Raw genomic sequence first — 22,668 nt, 5'->3', positions numbered from 1 at the left:
TAAACAGGGATAAAAATTGAAATACATGCCACACACCCTTACGAAAGGTATTTCGAATATTATAATGTCAATAAAATCTCCAATATATTGCCTGTTGAACAGAGACTTATTTTATGCTCAATATTAATAATAGGGTTATGAGTTTTCCGTCGTCACTAACCAACATCAATTCAACAGAGAATACATTTATGAAAAACTATCGCTCCATTGGTCTCGCAGTTGCCTTCACAGCATTTTCGGGGCTTTCCGCTTTTGCAGCACCTCTCCCAGGCGGCGCAAGCACGCTTCAGGAAACCTATGAGGACTGGACAGTCTCTTGCCAGTCACAGAAGGAAACGACCGTCTGCGCGATCCGTCAGGACCAGAATAGTTCACAGACTGGCCAGCGCGTATTGACTGCCGAGCTTCGTAATATGGCAGGCGGCAAGATTGAAGGCGTACTGCTGATGCCATTCGGCCTTGATCTCGCGAAGGGCGCCACGCTCAAAATTGACGACGCCGCCGGTCCGAACCTGACTTTCTCGACCTGTTTGCCGCAAGGCTGCCTCGCGCCTGTGAGCTTTGACGCCAAGCAGGCCGCAGCGCTGAAAGCTGGCAGCAACCTTAACGTAACCACGACTGCTCTCAGCCCTAGCCAGCCTGTTGCCTTCAAGGTTTCGCTGAAAGGCTTCGGTGCCGCCCTTGACCGCATCGTCACGCTGACAAAGTAAGCGTTCTACTCTCTAATGCTGAGCCGCCCCGCCGAAAGCGGAGCGGCTTTTGTTTATGCATCGACTGAGATATTGCTGATGCGGGTGAGTGAACGTCGCCAGCGCATGGTCATCAGTACGGAAACGATGGCCAGGCCTGCGGCCAATCCAAGCCAGACCCCAGCGCCGCCGAGCTTAAACTGGAATGCCAGAAGCGCACCCAACGGCAAGCCGACGCCCCAGTAACCGACAAGCGCAAGATACATCGGAATGCGCGTATCACGCAGACCGCGCAGCATACCTGCGGCAACGGCCTGGGCACCGTCGACGATCTGAAACAGCGCCGCAAGCGCCAGAAATGTCACCGCAAGTTCGATAACGGCAAAATTCTCGGGGTCTTTTAGATTGAGAAACGCACCAATAAACACGCGTGGAATCAAAATCATCAGCAATCCCATGATCGCCATGAAGCCCACTCCCAACGCATAAGCGCTCCAGCCCGCATAGGCTACAGCCTGCGGGTCACCGCGTCCGTAAGCACGCCCGACTCGAACCGTTGCGACCTGCCCGAAACCGAGCGGCACCATAAAGCTAAGTGACGCCACCTGAATTGCAACGGCATGGGCTGCCATCGCAGTCGGGCCGATATAGCCCATCATGATGACGGCAGCATAGAAAATCGAGGTTTCAAACACAAAGGTCAGCGCCATCGGAAAACCGATACGCCAGAGCTCGATGAGACGTGGCCAGTCAGCACGCCAGAAGCGACCAAACAGACGATAGCGACGGAAACGCCGATGGCGGGTCGCGATAAACGCCATACCAAGAAACATCATGCTGCTCGAAAGCGTGGTGGCGATACCGGCGCCATGCAACTCCATACGTGGGAAGCCAAAGTGACCGAAAATGAGTGTCCAGCCAGCCAGCGCATTGAAACCAATGGCCGCAGCCGCAACCAGCAATGTCCACATCGGCTTTTCCATGGCCGCAAAAAATGAGCGCAGCACAATATAGAACAGATAAGGCAACAGCGCCCATTGCAGCGTGTGCATGAAATCGGTGGAACGCGCGGCAATATCCGGCTGCTGGCCAAGGAAGATGAATATTTCCTCGCAATGCCACAACACGAACCATATCGGGATTGAGATCATAATGGCCGACCACATGCCCTGACGCACAGTCCGGCGCACGTCGCGCACCGAATGACGGTTCCTGCCGAGTGCAATGGCGATCATTGGCATAACAGCCGAGACAAGCCCCATCGAAAAGATCATCAGCGTATGATAAAAACTGGTCGTCAAAAGTGCCGAGGCAAGCGTGTCCTTACCCAGCCGCCCGATGAAAATAACATCAGTGGCAGTCAATGCAGCCTGCGAAAGATTGGTGAAAATCAACGGCCAGCCCAGCTTGAGGGCTGTTATTATTTCCCGGCTCCAGCGCTGAAAACGGCTCAAATGTGGCTCACGAAAGCCTTCAACAACTGTATTGATCACAAGTCACTCCCCGAACTGTCCGGGGCCGTCAATCCGCCAGACAATCCATAGCTGAAACACGTGCCATGACGTCAGAGACCATGTCAATCTGAGGAATTTAGCATCGTGATACGAATATCGATCGCCCCATGCCGGCTAAGAGCTTTCATCGCGATTGCGACTTTGCTCCCACTTTTCGGGTTCTTCAGTCTCTAATGGGAACGTTGTGTATGTTCCAGAGACTGATCCGGAGCCAGGCGGGCTGCACATCGATTGGCACAAAATTAATGCGCAATGGATACCAGACTTGCATAAAGAAGCAACATATCTTGAGAAGTAAATTCTCAACTGCTGACATATGTCGAAATAAAAACCCCGCACCAGGCGGGGCTTTCTTTATTCATTCAACCCACGCTTATGCAAAGTCGAGAGCGCGGTCGCCGTCTTCGTCCTTAATGCGCGATGGCAGGCCGATCTGGTTCAGGATGTGCAGGAATGGCTTCGGGTTCAGCTCTTCCACATTGACCATCTTCTTCACATCCCATTCGCCCGAAGCGATCAGGATTGCGGCTGCAACGGGTGGCACACCTGCGGTGTAGGAAATGCCCTGGCTGCCCACTTCGTTATAGGCGTCCTTGTGGTCGGCAACATTATAGATGAAGACTTCCTTCTCTTTGCCGTCCTTGGTGCCTTTGACGAAATCACCGATGCATGTCTTGCCCGTGTAATCCGGTGCAAGCGACGATGGATCAGGCAGAACAGCCTTGACCACCTTGAGCGGCACGACTTCCAGACCTTCAGCGGTTTTGACCGGCTGTTCGGACAGGAGACCGAGATTGTTCAGCACCGTGAAGACGTTGATGTAGTGATCGCCAAAGCCCATCCAGAAACGCACATCGGCGTTCGGGTAGTTCTTGGATAGTGAGTGCACTTCATCATGCCCGGTCATATAGGCCTTGCTTGGACCGACAACAGGCAGATCAAAAGTCTGGCCAACTTCGAACATCTTGTTCGACTGCCACTGCCCACCCTGCCATGAATAGACCGTGCCGGTGAATTCGCGGAAGTTGATTTCCGGGTCGAAATTGGTCGAGAACCAGCGGCCATGCGAACCGGCATTGATGTCAACGATGTCGATGGATTTGACCTCATCGAGATAGTCATCAGCAGCCAGGCGTGCATAGGCATTGACCACGCCCGGATCAAAACCAATGCCGAGAATGGCTGTAATGCCCTTCTCTTCGCATTCTTTCAGGTTCTTCCATTCGTAATTGCCATACCACGGTGGGGTTTCGCAGATCTTCTTCGGATCTTCATGGATCGCAGTGTCCATGTAAGCCACGCCTGTATCAATACAGGCGCGAAGGACCGACATATTGAGGAAGGCCGAGCCGACATTGATCACGATCTGAACGCCAGTCTTCTGAATGAGAGCCTTGGTGGCTTCCACATCCATAGCATCCAGCGCATGCGCTTCCAGTTTCACCTCGGTCTTGAGGCTCTTCTTTTCATGCACGCTATCGATAATCTTGCGGCATTTCTCAACCGTGCGGGACGCAATATGGATATCGCCCAATATGTCAGAGTTTTGTGCACATTTATGTGCAACAACCTGAGCCACGCCCCCGGCGCCGATAATGAGAACGTTCTTCTTCATTTTCTGTCGATGCTTCCTCTTCCAGCGGTTCCCCGCCATCTGTTAAACGTCCCGATCACTTTCCCGTCGGAACACACGAGTTCATTGCAGTTTGAACGCTGCAACAGGATCTTTATGAAAGCGACCCTTCAAAATCCGCGTAATCAAATTCGCGGACAATTTTGACCGTGCCATCCAGCTCACGCACGGCAATGGCTGGCATTTTCACACCATTAAACCAGTTCTTTTTGACCATGGTATAACCGGCCGCATCTTCAAATGAGAGACGGTCGCCGATTTGCAAAGGCTTGTCGAAATTGAACTCGCCGAAAATATCACCGGCAAGGCAGGATTTTCCGCAGATCATGTAGCTGTGCTCGCCATTATTTGGCGCCATCTTCGCTTTTTCGCGATAAATGAGCAGATCCAGCATATGCGCTTCAATCGAGCTATCGACGACAGCAAGATTCTTGCCGTTATAAAGCGTATCAAGCACCGTCACCTCCAGCGTCGTGGTCTTGGTGATCGAAGCTTCGCCGGGTTCCAGATAGACCTGTACGTCGAATTTTTCCGAAAATGCCTTCAAGCGCGCGCAGAAATCATCGACCGGATAATCGTCGCCGGTGAAGTGGATGCCGCCGCCAAGGCTCACCCATTCAACGCGATGGAGAAGCGAGCCGAACTTTTCTTCAATATCGGTCAGCATCTTGTCGAACAGACCGAAATCGGCGTTTTCGCAATTGTTGTGAATCATAAAACCGGTGACACGATCCATGACCGCTTCGACCTTCGCGACATCCCATTCGCCAAGACGGCTGAACGGACGCGCCGGATCAGCAAGATCAAAGCTTGAAGACGAAATGCCGGGATTCAAACGCAGACCACGCTTGATATGGGCGGCCTTATCGGCAAAGCGTTCAAACTGGCTGATCGAATTAAAAATGATCTTGTCGGCATGGCTGATGACTTCGTCGATCTCGTAATCGGCATAGGCCACGCTATAGGCATGGGCTTCGCCAGAGAATTTCTCATGGCCAAGACGCACTTCATAGAGCGAAGACGAGGTGGTGCCGTCCATATATTCGCTCATCAGATCAAACACCGACCATGTGGCAAAGCATTTCAGCGCCAAAAGAGCCTTGGCGCCGGATTTCTCGCGCACATAAGCAACTTTTTGCATGTTGCGTTTCAGCTTTGTCTTATCAATCAGATAGTAAGGCGTCTGGATCATGGTCGTTCCGGGTCGTCAATTAGGGAAGATGGCCTGTCCAGCTGGCTGGCGGCATGTTATGCAGCAACAGAAAGCCGCACTTAAAGAGGCTTATAGGAAGCTTGTGACAGAAACACAAATCCGCCACAGAGGTTTGGAGAAAATTTTCTCACCTGCTGCGGCGGATTTTATATTCAAAGCTTCATATAGGGCTTTTCAGGGCAAATTGAACCCCTTCTGATTAAGATTGATATTGTTTTACTTCCTCCCCTATTCCGAAGTTTGAAAAAGCATTTTATAGAACCAGCACACGCGTGCGGACAGCGGGCATCAACCCGCCTCTGAAATGCGGGATAGGACCAGGGAAAGAAATGCAGACCGAAAATCCAGCCGCCACTGCTACTGCAGGCTGGGGAGAATTGTTTGCGGGCAAAAATGCGATCCGTTCGCTGACGCTCGTCGGTGGAGTTGCGCTCCACGCTATCAATGTTTTTATTGCCACAACCATATTACCAACCGTCGTCGCCGATATTGGCGGCATGGACTATTATGCCTGGAACACAGCGCTGTTTGTAACGGCGTCCATTCTCGGCTCGGCGCTTGTGCCCAAACTTCTGTCACAGGCAGCCCCACGCTATGCCTATCTCGTGGCGGCGATCATCTTCGCCATTGGCACGCTTGCCTGTGGTCTTGCCCCCTCCATGCCTGCCATGCTTGGCGGTCGTGTGGTGCAGGGGCTTGGCGGCGGCATGATGCTGGCGCTCTCTTATGCCATGATCCGTATCGTCTTTGACGAAAGGCTCTGGCCTCGCGCTATTGCGCTCGTTTCCGGCATGTGGGGTGTGGCAACGCTCGTTGGCCCGGCAGTAGGCGGTATTTTTGCTGAACTTGGCGTCTGGCGTGCAGCGTTTTGGTCGCTTGTGCCGGTGATCGGCATTTTTGCTGTCATGGCAATGCTGGTCCTGCCAAAGCAGAAAGACAGCGCTGAGAACAAAGACCGGCTTGCATGGCCGCAGCTTATTCTGCTGACCACAGCCGTGCTCATCATCTCGGCCGCAAGTATTTCACAAAGTGCTATATGGAACATCGCTGGCGTTGCGGTTGCATTTGCCGTGCTGATGCTGCTTGTTTTCGTCGAGCATCGGTCCACGAAACGTATTTTGCCGAAGGGTACTTTCAGCCTGAGCCGTCTTGGTGCGCTCTATATCACCATGGGCTTTCTCGGCGGATCGGTCACAAGTTCCGAAGTGTTCGTGCCGCTGTTCTTTCAGGTCCTGCATAATCAATCACCGCTGGTGGCTGGTTATCTTGCAGCGCTGATGGGCGGAAGCTGGACATTCGGCTCCATCGGCTCATCCGGCGTGACAGGCAAAAGCGTAAACCGGGTTATCCTTGCAGCGCCAATTATGGGCATTCTGGGCATGACAACACTTGCCATTCTGGTTCCCCCCGGCAGCGACGGTCATTGGACCACACTTGTTCCGATTTGTCTTGCAATGATCATTGTGGGTTTTGGTGTTGGCATGACATGGCCGCATCTGCTGACGCGGATTTTCAAACGGGCCGATGCGAGCGACCAGAATCTCGCATCAGCTTCACTGACAACCGTCCAGCTTTTCACCACGGCCATGGGTGCTGCCCTTGCGGGCATGATTGCCAATCTTGCCGGTCTGAGCAATCCCGGTGGCTTTGCCGGCACGTCAAATGCAGCACTTTGGCTGTTCATCGGCTTTGCTACAATGTCGAGTGTTGCGCTTTTTGCAGCAATCGCGCTGGTGCGCAGTTCACGCTGAGACACGAAAACAGGCCTTCAGAGCATATCATGCTTCGGAGGCCATCCTGATTAGGACGTCTTTCCTTGAGACTGCCTTTGAATTCGATTTAATTGCGCAACGCATATCGCCTGATTAACTCTTGATGTCGGGACATAGAAGCATTATTCCAACTTCCGTAATCGTCGGCCGGACATGGTACAGCATGTTGGCAAATCACGACCTCCGCGGAAGCCACCCTCAAGGCAGCCAGACGCGATCCCCCATGATTGCGATGAAAGACGTTTGCTTCATCTGAAGCAAATACCGTGAAAAGCGAAACAGAGACAGTTCCGACATGAGCAGCAATTTTTATCAGGAAACCGTTCTTGACGTTCACCACTGGACCGACAGACTGTTTTCCTTCCGCACCACGCGCGATCAGGGCTTCCGCTTTCAGAGCGGCCAGTTCGTCATGATCGGCCTTGAAGTCAATGGCAAACCACTGCTGCGCGCTTATTCGATTGCTTCCAGCGTCTATGATGAACAACTCGAGTTTTTCTCGATTAAAGTGCAGGATGGTCCGCTGACCTCGCGCCTTCAGCACCTGAAAGAAGGCGACAAGGTAATCGTCGGCAAAAAGCCTGTTGGCACGCTGCTCTATGACAATCTCATTCCCGGCGACAATCTGTGGCTGCTTTCAACCGGTACAGGCCTTGCGCCGTTCCTGTCGATCATTCGCGATCTGGAAGCCTATGAGCGCTACAAGAAGATCATCCTGGTGCATGGCGTGCGTGAAGTGAACGAACTGGCTTATGCCGATCTCATCACGAAGGAACTGCCGGAAGACGAATTCTTGGGCGAAATGGTGCGCGAGAAGCTGATTTACTACCCAACTGTGACGCGTGAAGAATTCCGCAATAAGGGTCGCATCACTGACCTCATCAGCTCCGGCAAGATTTTTGCAGATCTTGGCCTTCCGAAATTCTCCGAACAGGACGACCGCATGATGCTTTGCGGAAGCCCGGAAATGCTGGCCGATATGCGCCAGATTCTTGAAGGCCTCGGCCTTGAAGAGGGTAGCCAGAGCGAAGCCGGTCATTTCGTTATCGAAAAGGCTTTCGTGGAAAAGTAAGCGATAAAAATATTTTTTAATAAGGGGGGCGCACGCCTCCCTTTCTTTTTCTCGCTGCCGTCTTTATGCTCACCCGCATGATAAACTGTTCGAGTATCCCCTGCATCGCGCTCCTGTGATTTAAGCACAAGGAGCATGGACGCAAGCAAACCACGCGTTTCTTGCGCAGTCTTCGCTTGGCTATATGCGAGCGGATAAATGCCGGTCTCATCGGAACTCATGCAGTGAGCATTATCATGAAAAATTACTTTGAAAGCCCATTCAAGGGCATAACCCTCGACAAGCAGGTCACAAATCCAAACATCCTCGTTGGGCGCTACAGCTATTATTCTGGCTATTATCATGGCCATAGCTTTGATGATTGCGCGCGCTTCCTCCTGCCCGATGAAGGTGCTGACAAGCTGATCATTGGCAGCTTCTGCTCCATCGGGTCGGGGGCTGCTTTCATCATGGCAGGCAATCAGGGCCATCGGCACGACTGGATCAGTACCTTCCCGTTCTTCTTCATGTCGGAAGTGGACATATTTGCAGGAAGCGCAAATGGCTACAGCCCATCAGGCGATACAGTGATCGGCAATGACGTATGGATTGGTTCTGAAGCCATTATCATGCCCGGTGTGAAAGTCGGTCATGGCGCGATTATCGGCACACACGCGCTCGTGACGCGCGATGTTGCGCCCTACACGATTGTTGGCGGCCACCCCGCCCGCACCATCCGCTCCCGCTTTGATGAAGTCGCCGTCAGACAACTCTTGGAAATGCAGTGGTGGGACTGGTCGGACGACCAATTGAAAGGTGCGATGGCAATTTTGACCAACAGTGATGTGGACACACTTTATCGCTATTGGCAAAGCCAGATTTGCGGGAGTTGATCTGATACGCCAAAGGCCTGCTCTCTCATCAGGCTTTTGGCTTCACACCAAAAACATGGTCCGGCCCTGAGAATGAGCGGGCGCGCACTTCATCCGCATAGGCTTGCGCAGCATCGGAAATCAGCGGCGCAAGCGTGGCAAAGCGTTTCACGAAACGCGGTGTAAAATCCTCAAATAGTCCCAGCATATCGTCGGAAACCAGAATTTGGCCGTCACAGGCAGGCGATGCGCCGATTCCAATAGTGGGAATGGAGAGCGTTTGCGTGATCTCGCGGGCCAGAGGCTCAACAGTGCCTTCAATCACCAGCGCAAAAGCACCGGCATCCGCAATGGCTTGTGCATCCTTGCGGATACGATTGGCTTCCGCATCATCACGTCCAAGCGAGCGAAACCCACCGACCGTATTGACCTGCTGCGGCATCAGTCCGACATGACCGAACACGGGAATACCCCGCCGGACGAGAAAATAGACCGTCTCGGCCATTTCTTCGCCGCCTTCAAGCTTCACGCCATCGCAGCCGGTTTCCTGCATGATACGGACTGCGCTGCGAAAAGCCTGTTCTTTCGATTCCTGATAAGCGCCGAATGGAAGATCGACCGTCACGCAGGCATGTTCGACGCCGCGCATAACCGCCTGTCCATGGGCAATCATCATGTCGAGCGTGACGGCAAGCGTTGAATCCATGCCGTAAAGCACCATACCAACGGAATCACCAACTAGAAGCAGATCACAATGAGGATCAAGCAGACGGGCAATCGGTGTTGTATAGGCCGTAAGGCTGACGATCGGACGCTCGCCCTTCATTGCCTGAATTGCCTTGGGCGAAAGGCGTTTCTTCTTAACGGTGACGCTCATGTCAGGCGGCCTTTTCCTGCGCCACATGCGCGATCACACGATTGTCGAGAAGGCGCGTGGTGCCGAACCGCACAAAAAGCGCAACCAGAACCGACCTGCCCTGAACACACTTAAGACGCTGCAAAGTGTCAGGATCACGCAATGCCACCACCTCCGGGACTGCCAGCGGTTCCGTTGCAATGAAAGTACGGATTGCTGCTTCAAGCGCTTCCGGGTCATCGACACCGGACCGATAAAGCCGTTCGGCTTCCTCCAGCGCCTTTGGTACGATGATCGCTGCGGCACGCTGCGCTTCACTGAGATAAACATTGCGCGACGAACAGGCAATTCCGTCATCCTCCCGCACGGTCTCAACACCAACCACCCGCACCGGAATCGCCATATCGTCGACCATGCGGCGGATGATGACGAGCTGCTGGAAATCCTTCTCGCCAAAGTAAGCGGCGTCCGAGCCGACGATGTTGAAAAGCTTGCTGACTACGGTTGCAACGCCCGCAAAATGACCGGGACGTGCTTCGCCTTCCATCTGATTGCCGAGCGTTGGGACATCGACCACTGTCTGCATCGGACGCGGATACATATCCGACACCGCAGGCGCAAACAGAAAATCAACATCCGCACTGCGCAGCAGGTTTGCATCACGCTCCAGATCACGCGGATATTTGTCGAGATCTTCATTGGCGCCAAATTGCAAAGGATTCACGAAAATCGAAACAACTGTAATGTCATTTTCCTGACGTGAGCGGCGCACCAGTTCAAGATGCCCTTTGTGGAGATAACCCATGGTCGGCACGAGACCAATAGATTGGCCGCTCCTGCGGACCGCACCAAGCGCCTGACGCAAAGCTTCAATCGTATGGATGATCCGCATGGCGACCTCCCTGCCAAATGACCAGATTTGGCCGCCACTCCTACAAGTTCAATTGCTAAAATGCAAAGCAATTACTGTCCGCCAACGGCTTCAACAGTGCTGCCCACCGTTCTGCCAAAGCGGTCAATCTGTTCGTTATAGGTTCGCCGGGTATTCGGATCAAAAACCGCAATCGGTGCACTGACGACCAGTGACGCAGCCGTACCCACACCCTGCGCTGTACCAAGGGCTACGGCGCCAAGGCGCTCACCCAAACCGATATCGGAGTCCGTGATCGTCTGGCCGGTGACGAGACGCTGACCGATCAGCTGAACCACTTCGGGACTTGAGGCAAACTTACCGTGGTTGAGACTATCACCCGCCTTAAGACGCGTCAGGTCAATAACGGTGATACCAGCCTTCTCAAGTTGCGAGCGATAAGGCTCAACCGAGGGGTCGATCTGCCCCAGACGGTCAACATTGCCGGAAATGAAGCGCGATGCACGAAGGGCACGGTCATCGCGTGATGTGAACAATGTGAAACGCGGATGCTCCTTGCCCATCGCACGGAACTGCTTGTTGAAAACATCCACATCAAGATCAGGTGACGCAAGAATGACATCAGTGATCTTGCGATCAACGCGCTTGTCGCGGATTGCCATCTGGCGCAGTGCTTCAACGGTCAGCCAGCTCCCCATCGAATGCGCCATGATCGTTATGTCTTTGACGCGTGGATCTTGCGCAATCTTTCGTAGCACTGTTTCCAGTGCATCTCGCGAATAATTGGTGCTTTCCTTGTCGTAATTATAATCGAACACGCTGCCGCGCGACGGCCATGTGAAAATAACTGGTGCGACTTCGGCGCCGGAGTCATGCACGATCTGGGCGAAACGATAAACCGAGTCTTCAAAGGTGTTGTTGAAACCGTGGACAAAAACCATCACGCGGCGATTTTTGGGCAGGCTGCTGTTCAACCACTGTTGAGCACCATTGGTTGAATTGATTGCCTTCACCTCAACGGTGGTGAAATCTTTAAGCGGATTGGCCGGAAGCTTTTTGGGCCACTGAACTTCACCAATCTTGCGATTTTTATCCGGTGGAATTGAAACCACAATCTGTGTCAGACTGAGATCCTGATCGCGTTCCCCGGAAAACAATGTGCCGGGATCACCCGAAGGCGCGCGTGTCGTTGCAACCATAAGATTGACTTTGGATGCACCCGGAACACTCTGACCAACAGGGATCAGAATACCATCCGGCCGACTTGCGCAGCCCGCGATGATAATCAGGACAGCGAGAAATGCAGGGGTGATGCGACGAAAAATACTCTGCAAAACCCAACTCCCCGACAAGACTTGATCCCCAAACCGCCCGATCAACATTTTAGTGTGGGCGCGAGTAATATATTCTTTACCGGAAGAGATATGCCAAGCCCTAATTGTCGAGACCTGTGGAAAGATTATGCCGCTGCGGCATCTCAGTTACACAAGGCCCATAAAGGACAGCTATTTCCACAGCTGCCTTTCGTCTTTTTTCAAAGCTTTTGCGCGAGAACACTGTCACCGCGAACGTATTGTTGAACGCAATTGCCCATGGGTGGTGCGAGCAACGCACGGCCAACAGATCAGAGTGATTAAGGGAAGTTTTAAAAAAGAAAAAGGCCGCGCGGGAGGAGGATGCGCGGCCTGATCTTGAATACGGCTGGGAGGAGGAGTGCCGTATTCGTCATCGGGCTCTGGGAGGAGGAGTGAACCCGATGACCAATGTTTACCAAGCGCCTCTTTATTCAACAACGACCAATAACGCATATCAGTTATGCAAATACGCCGATGCTTAAGTTTAATGCAGAATCTTAAATATAAAAAACCTGCTCACAGAATGAGCAGGCTGAGAAAAATATGCTGCAAAATCAGTGTTTCAGAGAAGGTGCGCGATCAGTGGCGCAGCCAGAACATTGACCAGACCAACCAGCACCATCACAAGACCAGCAATTGACCCTTCTTCGCTGCCAATCTGATGCGCCTTGGCAACGCCAGCGCCATGCGCCCCCATACCGAACAATGCGCCGCGCGCCAAAGCAGAGCGAAGCGGCAGCCAGTTGAGCATCACTTCACCCATTGCAGCACCAAATACACCGGTCAGCACGACGAAAATGGCCGTCAGATCAGGCATTCCGCCAATATCGCCGGAAACCGTCATCGCAAAAGGCGTACTCATAGAGCGCGGCATCAAGCTCAAGCTGATAGCGTCGCTAAGACCAAGAAGATGCGCCAGCCCCCAGGCGGAGAGCATCGCAGACGAACTGCCGACCACGACGCCAACTAGCAAGACCGGCCAATATCGGCGAATGGTTGCACGCTGCTGATAGATCGGAATCGCAAAAGCCACGGTTGCGGGGCCAAGAAGCGCCACAAGCCAATGGGTCGCGCTGAAATAACCTCTGTAGTTTTCATTGAACCCTATGAGCAGGGCCATCAGCAATAACGGCGTGACAGCAAGCGGCGTCAGCCACCACATCGGAAAGCGACGATAGACGCGTTTTGCTGCGAGGTAGAGAAGGATTGTAGCGGCAGACCAGAACAGCGTTGCCACATAGGGGTTACTTTGCGGCATAGCGTACACTCAGCCGATAACACATATCGACAGTCAGCGCGGTCACAGTCATAACAGTCAGCGTGCCGACCAGAATAACAGCCATGATTTTCACGCCCAGCATGCCGAGCAGTTCCTGATGTTCGAGAATAGCCAGAACCGCCGGCACGAAAAACAGCAGCATTTCTGCCAGAAACCATTCCGCACCGCGCTTCATGCTGAACAGGCTGATGCGTCCGCTTAAGAGCAGGGCCAGAACCAGTACCATGCCAACAATGCCACCCGGCAGCGGCAAGCCGACCAAGCGAACAAAAGCTTCCCCTGCCAGCCAGAAGCCGAACAATGTCGCAATCTGCATAAGACGGCTGTTGTGCAGCGCATAGCGAAAACGGATTGTCAGGTTGTGGGCGCTCATGATGATGTTCCAATGCAGGTATTTGTGAATTCACTATAGGCGCAGTATCGCCATTCCAGAAATGAATTGATTTCATTGCAGCTATTCCATAATAGAATAGCTCATGAACTTACGCGGCTTTCAAGCTTTCGTGGAAGTGGTGCGGCAGGGCGGCTTTTCGGCAGCGGCCCGCACCATCAACGCCACTCAATCAACCGTCAGCAAGACGGTGCGGCAGCTCGAAGATGAGCTTGGCCTCACCCTTCTTGACCGTGAGATCAGCCCACCGCGCCTGACAAGCGCCGGGGAAATCGTCTATCGGCGCGCAGTTGCAATGCTGACTGAAAAAGACGACATGCTGAGCGAGCTTGAAGAATTGCGCGGCCTCAAGCGCGGACTCCTGCGCCTTGGCCTGCCACCCATCGGCTCCAGCGTGCTTTTTGCCCCCGTCTTTGCAGCCTTCACCAAGCTTTATCCCGATATCGACATTCAGCTTGTCGAACACGGCAGCAAACGACTGGAAGAAGTTCTTCTGGCAGGTGACGTCGAACTGGCCGCTTCCCTTTTGCCCGTCGAAGAAAGTTTCGAGTGGCAGGCCGTTCGTTGCGAGCCCGTTGTTGCCCTGCTTCCAGCCAGCCACAGCTTCGTCGATGATGGCGGTATTCCCTTGTCCGATATTGCCAGTCTGCCCTTCATTCTTTTTGAAAGCGGCTTTGCGCTCAATCAGATCATTCTTGAAGCATTCAATCAGCGCGGACTGTTTCCTCATGTCGCTGTCAGATCAAGCCAGATCGACTTCATCGTCGAGCTGGTCGCAGCAGGCATGGGGATAGGCTTTCTGCCGCAAATGATTGCCGAACAGCGCAAACATCCCGGTGTTCGCATTCATCACATCAAGGATGCGAAACTGAACTGGGACATGGCGCTCATCTGGCGAAAAGGTGCGTTTCTGTCCCATGCCGCGAGGGCATGGCTTGCGCTTTGCAGAGGCGAGAATACTGCGGAGCAGGCTTGACCTGCCCAGCCGCTCGCCTATCTTTTTGAATATACCGACATTGTGGGAGCACTCACGCCCTTCTCAACCATCAGTCTTTTAGACCTATTTTACTGCGCATCTTATCCGAAAGCCGCTCGACGCTTTTCGGGATTTGCTCAAAAGGAGGCTATCATGGAAGGTCAGGTTATATTCTACAAAGGCGACAGGATCATTTACCGGCATCACGTTGACGTACACGACGATGATTATTCAAAGGGCGTCAATGATGCCCTTATCGCCTTCCAACGCAATTATGCCGGTTTTGATCTTGCAGGCGATGACATTCACATCCGCTTCAAGAAGCCCGGCGAGGTTTAAAGCCTGCGCTTGCCATACCGCATCTCTTTCGCCTGACAAGATCAGGCGAAAGCTGCCTCATGGGCAACGCGACGAATATCGCTGCGCGACAAGCCAAGATCGGAAAGTTCGCGATCACTGCAACCGCTTAACTCGCGCAGGTTTTCGCGGTACTGCATCCAACGGGAGAACTGGGTACGAAGGTGGTTCATGGTGGTATCCCCTTATCTTCAGCACCTTTGAGTGCTGGGCTTTTTACCTTCCTCCCACTCTGAAGCTTCCGTCTTTTTAATCGTTTTGAGAAGTGCATAAACTGCATGGCTGCAATGCTGGAACAGCGCGCGTAAACATGGCAAACAGTAACGCAGTTCGTTAGAGCGTACGAAAAAAGTGATTGCTAAATGTAGAGTAAAACCGTGGGGGGTGTTTTAGAGGGTTACAACAGCCGCATTTTGTTTAAATCTGTAAATTGTGACTCACGAGACAAGATCCCACACCATATGAAAAGAACCATATTCATTGTCGGCAACGGCCCTGTCGAGAACGATTTATCCGCACAGATAGATGCCGCTGATCTTGTGCTTCGCTTCAACGAGCCGCGCGTTTCGCGTGGCATGACGGGCACAAAGACAGATATGCTGATGCTCGCCACATCGAGCAAACAAATGGAACAGTGGATCAAAGACCCGGCTTTTATCAATTCGGACATTGTCCGCAATGCGCCAGAACTTCTGTTTGCGTTCCATCCGAGCATCATCAAACGCTTTCACCACCAGCCCAATATCCTGTCCCGCCTCAAAGGTCGACGCGCCGACTGGACAAATGAGGCCATCGATTATTTTGGCCGTGCTGGCAAAAAAATCCGCATCATGCCCTCAAAGGATTATTTTTCTGTCTGCGAAGAGCTGGGCATTACCCCCGATCAGATGAAAAAGGTGTTCCCAAGCACCGGCTTCTTCGGCATCTGGCTGGTTTTACGCAAATACTCGCAGCCCGACTGGGAGATCAAAATATGCGGCTTTAGCTGGGAGGGATGGAAACGGCATGACTGGGCTGCGGAGCGCAAATGGATCGAAGAAAAGATCGCTATCGGACATCTTCACAAGGTTGGATAGAAGGTGCGACTTGCGCAAATTGAGCACATAGCAGATATAGAATGCCAATTCGGCTGACTTTACGCGCTATACGCTCAGGTTTACCATGAACATCAAGGCCCTCATCATTCACTTGGCGCGCGCGACGGATCGCAGACCGCAAGTCGAAAAGCTCATCCAGCAACTGCATGTGAAAGCCGAGATCATTGATGCTGTTGATAGCCGTACCCTGTCAGATGCGGAGATAAAGCGCGTTTATCGGCGCAAACTTCACGCGCCCCGCTATCCTTTTGAATTGAGCAAAAATGAGATTGCCTGCTTTCTATCCCACCGCAAAGCATGGCAGGCTATTGTCGATCAGAAACTGGATGCTGGCTTTATCATTGAAGATGACATCGAACTGACAGACGTTTTCCATGCCGCGTTTCACGCTGTCACCAATCATTTCGAGCCGGGAAGCTTTGTACGCTTCACGTTCCGCGACCGGGAACAGGGCCGCGAAGTTTTCCGCAATGATCAATTACGCATCATCATCCCCAACCCGATTGGGCTTGGCATGGTGGCGCAACTTGTCAGCTTTGATGCCGCGAAAAAACTGCTTGCCGCAACTCAACAGTTTGACCGACCTGTCGATACCACCGTGCAGATGCGCTGGGTGACTGGATTACAGCCACTTGCCGTCATTCCGGGCGGGGTGAAAGAAATCTCTGCCGAGCTTGGCGGCACGACAATTCAGCACAAAAAATCCTTCAAGGACAAGCTTGCACGTGAAATCCTGCGCCCCCTCTACCGGATGCGCGTGCGCCAATTCTCTGCGAGATCGAAGTGAGACATATGGCCGTTCCGATTCTTCTTTATCATCAGATCGCCGCTTTACCGCACAAGAAAATTCCGTTTCGCGGGCTTTGGGTGCATCCTGACAAATTCCGCAGCCAGATGGCGTGGTTAAAGAGGCTTGGCTATCAGGGTCTTTCGCTGCGCGATGCCATGCCCTACATCAAGGGCGAGAAGACCGGCAAAGTTGCGGTCATTACGTTTGATGATGGCTTTCTCAACAATTACGAAAATGCGCTGCCGGTGCTTGCTGAATTTGGTTTTACTGCCACCAATTATTTTGTCGCCAATCAGATCGGCGGCAGCAATGTCTGGGACAATGCTGTGGGGGTACCGCAATCACCCTGCATGTCGGTAGGGCAAATGCGTGAATGGGCGGCACTCGGCCACGAGGTCGGCGCGCATACGCTTGACCACGTCAACCTGGAGAAAACACCGGACGACGAAGCCCGCCGTCAGATCGCTCAGTGCAAAACCGTGCTTGAGGATATGCTTGGATCGGAAGTGACAAATTTTGCCTATCCTTATGGCGGCAATCTTCCCGTTCATCGTGAAATGTGCCGTGAAGCCGGGTACGAAACCGCCACCACAACAGTCCATGCCCGCGCAAGAGCAAGTGATGATCCGTTCGGGATGCCACGGGTCTATGTTCGCCGCAGAGATCTGGCGCCGAAATTCATCTACCGTTTAATAACACGCTAAAAAACTTGGCTATTTATTTGATTTTGATCAATGCAGCCTCACGAAAACGTGGCAAATTGCCCGTCAATCTGCCATGGACGCAGAGATGCAAAAGCGGTACTAGAGCATAACTAAGGAGCGTATAATGGACTATCGCCGGTTTTTTGAAGAAGCGATCGACCAGCTGCACGCCGAGAAACGTTACCGCGTTTTTGCCAATCTTGAACGCATTGTTGGACGTTTCCCCCGCGCTACCTGGCGTAACAATGGCTCAGCACGTGAGATCACTGTGTGGTGCTCGAACGACTATCTGGGCATGGGGCACCATCCCGATGTCATTCAGGCAATGTGCGATACGGCCAACAGCGCCGGTTCCGGCGCAGGCGGCACCCGCAATATTTCGGGCAATAACCACCCGCTTGTTGAGCTTGAAGCCGAACTTGCCGATCTGCATGGCAAGGAGGCAGGCCTTGTCTTCACATCCGGTTTCGTCTCCAACGAAGCGTCGATCTCGACCATCGGTCGCTTGCTGCCAAACTGCCTGATCCTTTCTGACGAATTAAACCACGCTTCGATGATCGAGGGTGTGCGTCGTTCCGGTGCAGAGAAAAAGATTTTCCGTCACAATGACGTTGAGCATCTGGAACAGCTTTTGAAGGCTGCGGACCGTTCCCGCGCCAAGCTGATCGTATTTGAGTCCGTCTATTCGATGGATGGCGACATTGCGCCAATTGAAAAGATTGCCGATCTGGCCGAGAAATATAACGCCATGACCTATATTGATGAGGTTCATGCGGTTGGCATGTATGGTGCGCGCGGCGGTGGTATTACCGAACGCGACGGTCTTGCACATCGCATGGATATTATCGAAGGCACGCTTGCCAAGGCATTCGGTGCACTGGGTGGCTATATCACCGGCTCACGTGCAATCATTGATGCCGTGCGTTCTTATGCGCCGGGCTTCATCTTTACCACGTCGCTGCCGCCAGCAGTCGCTGCTTCCGCGACCGCTGCGATCCGTCACCTGAAAGCTTCGCAAGTCGAGCGCGATGGACAGCAGCGCCAGTCGCAACGCGCCAAGGATGTTTTGTCGGCAGTCGGCCTACCCGTCATGCCATCGGAAACACACATCGTTCCAATTCTGGTCGGTGATCCAGAGCTTTGCAAGAAAGCCAGCGACCGTCTTCTCGACGTGCATGGCATCTATATTCAGCCCATCAACTATCCAACCGTTCCACGCGGCACCGAGCGCCTGCGCATCACACCATCACCGTTGCATGACGATGCGCTGATTGATGGCCTCAAGGATGCGCTGCTGGAAGTCTGGAACACGCTGGGCATTCCATTTGCTGAACCGGACGCGCCGAAAGCTGCAAATTCTGACCGCATCATTCCGCTGATGGTTTCTAAAGCCGGCGGCTGATCAATTCAGCATCAACGCATTGAAGAAAGGCCGGTTTTCACCGGCCTTTCTTTTTAAAGATTATTGATCCAGCGAACCAGTCTTGCCGCCGCTTCATCGACCTGCTGTGGATCTCGGCCGAAACAGAGACGGAAGAAACCCTCGCCGCCCACCCCGAATGCGCTGCCCGGTGCGAGACCGACATTGGCGTTATCGACCATATCAAATGCGGCGTTGACCGAATCCGTCACACCTTCGACGCCGAAAAACAGATAGAACGCGCCTTGCGGCGGTGTCAGGCGAACTCTTCCCGTTTCCTGCAACGTTGCGCAAAGACGGTCCCGTGTTGAACGCGTGCGTTCCACCTGCATGGCAATAAAGTCATCGCCCTGATCCAGGGCTGCAACAGCACCCCGCTGCATGAATTGCGCCACACCGGAATTGGAATACTGGATCATGTTTTCAATCGCCGGACCGATGGAGGGATGCACATTCATCCAGCCCACCCGCCAACCGGTCATCGCCCAGTTCTTTGAAAAAGAATTGACGAAGATGATCCGGTCATCCGGCTCCATAATGTCCATGAAGGAAGGGGCACGGCCACCGCCATAATAGAAATGGGTGTAAATCTCGTCGGCAATAATCCAGATGCCTTTTTCACGCGCCAGATTGAGAATGAAACGCAACGTATCAAGATCGCCGGTCCAACCCGTGGGATTGGAGGGCGTATTGATAAACAGCGCGCGGGTGCGCGGTGTGATCGCACTTACAATCCTTTCAGGATCGAGAACCCAACCGTTGGCTCCAAACTCAAGTTCGACAGGCACGGGCACTGCCCCTGCAAGACCTGCCGCGCCGACGAAATTTGGCCAAGCCGGTGAAAGATAAATTGCCTCTTCGCCCGCGCCTGTTGTTGCCTTGAGCGCCATCTCAATGGCGTGCATACCAGAGCCGGTGACATAGAAATTTTCCGGTTTGAACGGTTGCGGAAAATGGCGCGCATGATAACGGGCTAGGGCTTCACGCAGATCGGGAATACCGGCCTGCCATGTGTAGAAAGTTTCACCATCGGCAATGCCCTTTTGGGCCGCCGCGCGGATGAACTCAGGGGTCGGCAGATCACCCTCTCCGACCCAAAGCGGGATAATGCCTTCCTTGCCACGACCGTGATTGGCTACGGTAATGATGCCGCTTTCCGGGGAAAGGGCTGCTTCGCGTCGAAGATTGGCAATAAGCGTCATGTTTTCTCACATAAACTTGGATTGTCTTTGCACTGCTTAGCAAGGCACACGCATGAAATCACGTGGCATTTTGTGATGATCCGATAAGCTCTATTGATGGATCAAACAAAAACGGAGCCATAAGGCCCCGTTTTATGTCAGCGTTTGTCAAGCACTCAGGCTTTGCTCTGCTTTGCGAGAAGATCACGGATTTCGGCGAGCAGAACCTCTTCGCGTGGAAGCTCTGCTGCGGCTTCCGGCTTTGCTTCTTCCTTCTTCTTGAGCCTGTTCATGCCTTTAACGACGAGGAACAGAACCCATGCAATGATCAGGAAGTTGATGAGCAGGGTGACGAAGTTACCATAGGCAATCGTCGCACCCGCTTCACGAGCCGACGCCAGCGTGGACTGAGGTGCACCGGCGAGCTGAATGAACATATTGGAGAAGTCGATACCACCTGTGATCAAACCAATGATCGGCATGATGATGTCATTGACGATGGAATTGACCAAACCACCGAACGCTCCACCGATGATCACACCGATGGCCAGATCGACCATGTTGCCCTTGAGAGCGAACTCTCTGAATTCCTTTAACATTGCTGTATCCCTCTCGAACACGAACTTATACCGGGCCGTCCTTGCTAACGGATAAGCTTCGCCACAAAATCCTTACGATAAACACTTGAAACCGAATATGGTCGCAATTGTTCTCTCGTTAGATTGTAGGCGAAAATATTCAAAGAAAAGATAAACTTTCAAAAAGCGCTATTTGAAAGGGGATTTTTAACGATCTCTAAAAAAAGAGGCGCAGAAAATGCGCCTTTTTTAAAGTTAATCTGCAAAGCGTTTGGTTGCTTCGATCAGTTCATGCGTGATCCCCGGTTCTGTCACGGCATGACCGCTATCTTCAACGATTCTGAGATCGGCCTCCGGCCACATTTTCTTAAGCTGCCACGCATTGATAAACGGCGTGCAGATATCATAACGGCCATGCACAATGACGCCCGGAATCTGGCGGATACGCTCCACATTGCGCAAAAGCTGGTCATCGCTTTCCAAAAATCCCCGATTCTGGAAATAATGACATTCGATACGGGCAAAAGCGACAGCATAAAGATCGTCACCAAATGCTTCCACACGCGCCGGATCAGGCTGGATTGACAGCACCGAACCCTCCCAGCGCGCCCATAAACGGGCTGCGGCAAGCTGCACCTGCGGATCGCGATCAGTCAGACGCTTGTAATAAGCTGCGATCATGTCGCCGCGTTCGTCTTCGGGGATATGCTCCTGATAGGCCTCAAAGTGGTCCGGGAAAATGATGCTCGCGCCGTTGGAATACATCCAGTCCACTTCGAACCGACGAACCATGAAAATGCCGCGCAGAATGATTTCCGAGACCCGCTCAGGATGCGTTTCGGAATAAGCCAGACCCAATGTCGAGCCCCAGGAGCCGCCGAAAACCTGCCACTTATCGATACCAAGATGAGCGCGGATATGCTCCATGTCGGCCACAAGATCCCAGGTTGTATTCTCGCGCAATTCAGCATGTGGCGTGGAACGTCCGCAGCCGCGCTGATCGAAAAGAATGATACGATATTTCTCGGGATCATGCAGACGACGCATGGCAGGCGTTATACCGCCGCCGGGGCCACCATGGATCATGATAACCGGCTTGCCATCAGGATTACCGCATTGTTCAACATGGATGCGATGCAAGGGTGAAACCTGCAGCATCTCTTCTTTAAAGGGCTGAATTTCAGGATAAAGCGTATTGCGCGTCATAAGATGCCTTTTCATTCCCGCTACAGCATGGTGCTTTCGATCGAACTTAAAACTAGCAAATAATACGGCCACAACGCGGCAATGCGACATAAGAAACCAGCCAGATAACGCTATTTTTGGTTGCCCGGATTGAAAAACGGCATAAAACGAAACAGTTGCATGTAAAATGCATCGCTCGGGGAGGACTTTCAAAATGGCGTGCGAGGCTTATGCAGTTTATCATTGCTGACGACCATCCGCTTTTCAGAGGCGCGCTCAGACAAGTGCTGTCCAGCTTGCCGGAAGAGGCCGAAATCATTGAAGTCGGCGATTTCGATGCTGCGAAAAAACTGGTCGCAGACGGAGATGATATTGATCTTCTGCTGCTCGACCTGACCATGCCGGGCGGAACGGGGCTTTCCGGCCTTGTTGCCCTGAAAGCGCTTGAACCTGCACTGCCGATCATCATCGTGTCAGCAACTGACGATGTTGCAACGATTCGACATGCGCTTGACTTGGGCGCATCCGGTTTTATTTCCAAGTCTGCCAGCATGGAAACCATTGGCGAAGCCGTCCATGCCGTTTTGGCAGGCGATGTCTGGATGCCGGAGAATATTGATCTTGATCAGGCACATGACCCGGAAATCGAAGCCCTGATTGCCAAGATCAGGACGCTCACACCGCAACAGACCCGCGTTCTGACAATGCTTGGCGAAGGCCTGCTCAACAAGCAGATCGCCTATGAGCTCAATGTCTCGGAAGCGACTGTCAAGGCGCATGTTTCCGCCGTTTTACAGAAGCTTGGCGTTGACAGCCGCACGCAAGCCGTCATTGTTCTGTCGCGGATTGGCAGTGATACGCTCACCTCTGACACGCCCTGATCA

At 52.9% G+C, this 22,668-nt stretch carries 24 protein-coding genes; 12 read left to right on the top strand and 12 right to left on the bottom strand.

Annotated features, from left to right (window positions below):
• The first annotated feature begins 188 nt into the window (after positions 1-188).
• Positions 189-710: an invasion associated locus B family protein gene (locus tag ABE530_RS02115; protein WP_499693439.1), complete on the top strand. Its 522-nt coding sequence runs from the start codon at positions 189-191 to the stop codon at positions 708-710.
• Positions 711-763: 53 nt separating this feature from the next.
• Here the strand turns inward: ABE530_RS02115 and ABE530_RS02110 are convergent, their stop codons facing one another.
• From ABE530_RS02110 to nspC, 3 genes are all read right to left on the bottom strand, one after another.
• Positions 764-2,179, bottom strand: coding sequence for an MATE family efflux transporter (locus ABE530_RS02110; RefSeq protein WP_396997737.1), 1,416 nt, complete (start codon positions 2,177-2,179; stop codon positions 764-766).
• A gap of 397 nt (positions 2,180-2,576) precedes the next feature.
• Complete coding sequence (locus ABE530_RS02105) at positions 2,577-3,818, bottom strand: saccharopine dehydrogenase family protein (RefSeq protein WP_265982992.1); 1,242 nt, start codon at positions 3,816-3,818, stop codon at positions 2,577-2,579.
• 112 nt (positions 3,819-3,930) lie between these two features.
• The gene (nspC, locus tag ABE530_RS02100; protein ID WP_499693438.1) at positions 3,931-5,028 is read right to left on the bottom strand and encodes a carboxynorspermidine decarboxylase; all 1,098 of its coding nucleotides are present in this window, start codon (positions 5,026-5,028) and stop codon (positions 3,931-3,933) included.
• On the opposite strand from nspC, the gene ABE530_RS02095 reads away from it, so the two are divergent.
• The 4 genes from ABE530_RS02095 (at position 5,027) to catB (ending at position 8,765) form a co-directional block, all read left to right on the top strand.
• Positions 5,027-5,248 carry a hypothetical protein gene (locus ABE530_RS02095; RefSeq protein ID WP_265982990.1) on the top strand — a complete coding sequence of 74 codons (222 nt, stop codon included), beginning with the start codon at positions 5,027-5,029 and terminating at the stop codon, positions 5,246-5,248. The two genes, nspC and ABE530_RS02095, sit on opposite strands and share 2 nt — an antisense overlap.
• 130 nt (positions 5,249-5,378) lie before the next feature.
• Positions 5,379-6,800, top strand: a complete 1,422-nt coding sequence (locus ABE530_RS02090) for an MFS transporter (protein ID WP_499693437.1) — start codon at positions 5,379-5,381, stop codon at positions 6,798-6,800.
• A 316-nt stretch (positions 6,801-7,116) separates the two neighbouring features.
• On the top strand, positions 7,117-7,893 hold the full coding sequence (locus ABE530_RS02085) for a ferredoxin--NADP reductase (protein ID WP_499693436.1): 777 nt from the start codon (positions 7,117-7,119) through the stop codon (positions 7,891-7,893).
• Positions 7,894-8,129: 236 nt separating this feature from the next.
• A complete protein-coding gene (gene catB / locus ABE530_RS02080) occupies positions 8,130-8,765 on the top strand; it encodes a type B chloramphenicol O-acetyltransferase (RefSeq protein ID WP_499693435.1) in 636 nt (211 codons plus the stop codon).
• Between the two features lie 28 nt (positions 8,766-8,793).
• Here the strand turns inward: catB and panB are convergent, their stop codons facing one another.
• The 5 genes from panB to ABE530_RS02055 all read right to left on the bottom strand — a co-directional run bounded on the left by panB (position 8,794) and on the right by ABE530_RS02055 (position 13,478).
• The gene (gene panB / locus ABE530_RS02075; protein WP_499693434.1) at positions 8,794-9,621 is read right to left on the bottom strand and encodes a 3-methyl-2-oxobutanoate hydroxymethyltransferase; all 828 of its coding nucleotides are present in this window, start codon (positions 9,619-9,621) and stop codon (positions 8,794-8,796) included.
• 1 nt (position 9,622) lies between these two features.
• Positions 9,623-10,492 carry a pantoate--beta-alanine ligase gene (panC, locus tag ABE530_RS02070; protein WP_499693433.1) on the bottom strand — a complete coding sequence of 290 codons (870 nt, stop codon included), beginning with the start codon at positions 10,490-10,492 and terminating at the stop codon, positions 9,623-9,625.
• 71 nt (positions 10,493-10,563) lie between these two features.
• Positions 10,564-11,805 carry an alpha/beta hydrolase gene (locus ABE530_RS02065; protein WP_499693432.1) on the bottom strand — a complete coding sequence of 414 codons (1,242 nt, stop codon included), beginning with the start codon at positions 11,803-11,805 and terminating at the stop codon, positions 10,564-10,566.
• A 583-nt stretch (positions 11,806-12,388) separates the two neighbouring features.
• Positions 12,389-13,084 (bottom strand): LrgB family protein, encoded by a 696-nt coding sequence (locus ABE530_RS02060; protein ID WP_499693431.1) that lies wholly within the window; start codon positions 13,082-13,084, stop codon positions 12,389-12,391.
• Entirely contained in the window at positions 13,071-13,478 is a 408-nt protein-coding gene (locus ABE530_RS02055; protein WP_265982977.1) for a CidA/LrgA family protein, read from the bottom strand. Before ABE530_RS02055 ends, ABE530_RS02060 begins: the two co-directional genes overlap by 14 nt.
• Positions 13,479-13,581: 103 nt before the next feature.
• Here ABE530_RS02055 and ABE530_RS02050 point away from each other — a divergent pair, with 103 nt between their 5' ends.
• Positions 13,582-14,472, top strand: coding sequence for a LysR family transcriptional regulator (locus ABE530_RS02050; RefSeq protein WP_499693430.1), 891 nt, complete (start codon positions 13,582-13,584; stop codon positions 14,470-14,472).
• Positions 14,473-14,625: 153 nt separating this feature from the next.
• On the top strand, positions 14,626-14,811 hold the full coding sequence (locus tag ABE530_RS02045) for a hypothetical protein (protein WP_265982974.1): 186 nt from the start codon (positions 14,626-14,628) through the stop codon (positions 14,809-14,811).
• Positions 14,812-14,852: 41 nt separating this feature from the next.
• Here the strand turns inward: ABE530_RS02045 and ABE530_RS02040 are convergent, their stop codons facing one another.
• The gene (locus ABE530_RS02040; RefSeq protein ID WP_265982973.1) at positions 14,853-15,002 is read right to left on the bottom strand and encodes a DUF1127 domain-containing protein; all 150 of its coding nucleotides are present in this window, start codon (positions 15,000-15,002) and stop codon (positions 14,853-14,855) included.
• A 288-nt stretch (positions 15,003-15,290) separates the two neighbouring features.
• On the opposite strand from ABE530_RS02040, the gene ABE530_RS02035 reads away from it, so the two are divergent.
• From ABE530_RS02035 to hemA, 4 genes are all read left to right on the top strand, one after another.
• Complete coding sequence (locus tag ABE530_RS02035) at positions 15,291-15,905, top strand: glycosyltransferase family 29 protein (RefSeq protein ID WP_499693429.1); 615 nt, start codon at positions 15,291-15,293, stop codon at positions 15,903-15,905.
• An 85-nt stretch (positions 15,906-15,990) separates the two neighbouring features.
• Positions 15,991-16,713, top strand: a complete 723-nt coding sequence (locus tag ABE530_RS02030) for a glycosyltransferase family 25 protein (protein WP_265982969.1) — start codon at positions 15,991-15,993, stop codon at positions 16,711-16,713.
• Between the two features lie 5 nt (positions 16,714-16,718).
• Positions 16,719-17,420 carry a polysaccharide deacetylase family protein gene (locus ABE530_RS02025; RefSeq protein ID WP_499693428.1) on the top strand — a complete coding sequence of 234 codons (702 nt, stop codon included), beginning with the start codon at positions 16,719-16,721 and terminating at the stop codon, positions 17,418-17,420.
• A gap of 124 nt (positions 17,421-17,544) precedes the next feature.
• Complete coding sequence (gene hemA / locus ABE530_RS02020; RefSeq protein ID WP_499693427.1) at positions 17,545-18,822, top strand: 5-aminolevulinate synthase; 1,278 nt, start codon at positions 17,545-17,547, stop codon at positions 18,820-18,822.
• Positions 18,823-18,875: 53 nt separating this feature from the next.
• Here hemA and ABE530_RS02015 read toward each other — a convergent pair whose 3' ends face one another.
• The 3 genes from ABE530_RS02015 to pip form a co-directional block, all read right to left on the bottom strand.
• A complete protein-coding gene (locus ABE530_RS02015; protein ID WP_265982964.1) occupies positions 18,876-20,042 on the bottom strand; it encodes a pyridoxal phosphate-dependent aminotransferase in 1,167 nt (388 codons plus the stop codon).
• Positions 20,043-20,197: 155 nt separating this feature from the next.
• Positions 20,198-20,620 carry a large conductance mechanosensitive channel protein MscL gene (mscL, locus tag ABE530_RS02010; RefSeq protein WP_265982963.1) on the bottom strand — a complete coding sequence of 141 codons (423 nt, stop codon included), beginning with the start codon at positions 20,618-20,620 and terminating at the stop codon, positions 20,198-20,200.
• A 234-nt stretch (positions 20,621-20,854) separates the two neighbouring features.
• The gene (pip, locus tag ABE530_RS02005) at positions 20,855-21,805 is read right to left on the bottom strand and encodes a prolyl aminopeptidase (protein WP_265982962.1); all 951 of its coding nucleotides are present in this window, start codon (positions 21,803-21,805) and stop codon (positions 20,855-20,857) included.
• Positions 21,806-22,014: 209 nt separating this feature from the next.
• Here pip and ABE530_RS02000 point away from each other — a divergent pair, with 209 nt between their 5' ends.
• Positions 22,015-22,665 (top strand): response regulator transcription factor, encoded by a 651-nt coding sequence (locus ABE530_RS02000; RefSeq protein ID WP_265982961.1) that lies wholly within the window; start codon positions 22,015-22,017, stop codon positions 22,663-22,665.
• The last annotated feature ends 3 nt before the right edge of the window (positions 22,666-22,668 follow it).

It is taken from the genome of Brucella sp. TWI559, from assembly GCF_039674265.1.
In the GTDB taxonomy this organism is placed as follows: domain Bacteria; phylum Pseudomonadota; class Alphaproteobacteria; order Rhizobiales; family Rhizobiaceae; genus Brucella; species Brucella chromiisoli.
Note: the sequence above shows the minus strand (reverse complement) of the source record. Positions and strands in the feature narration are given on the sequence as shown.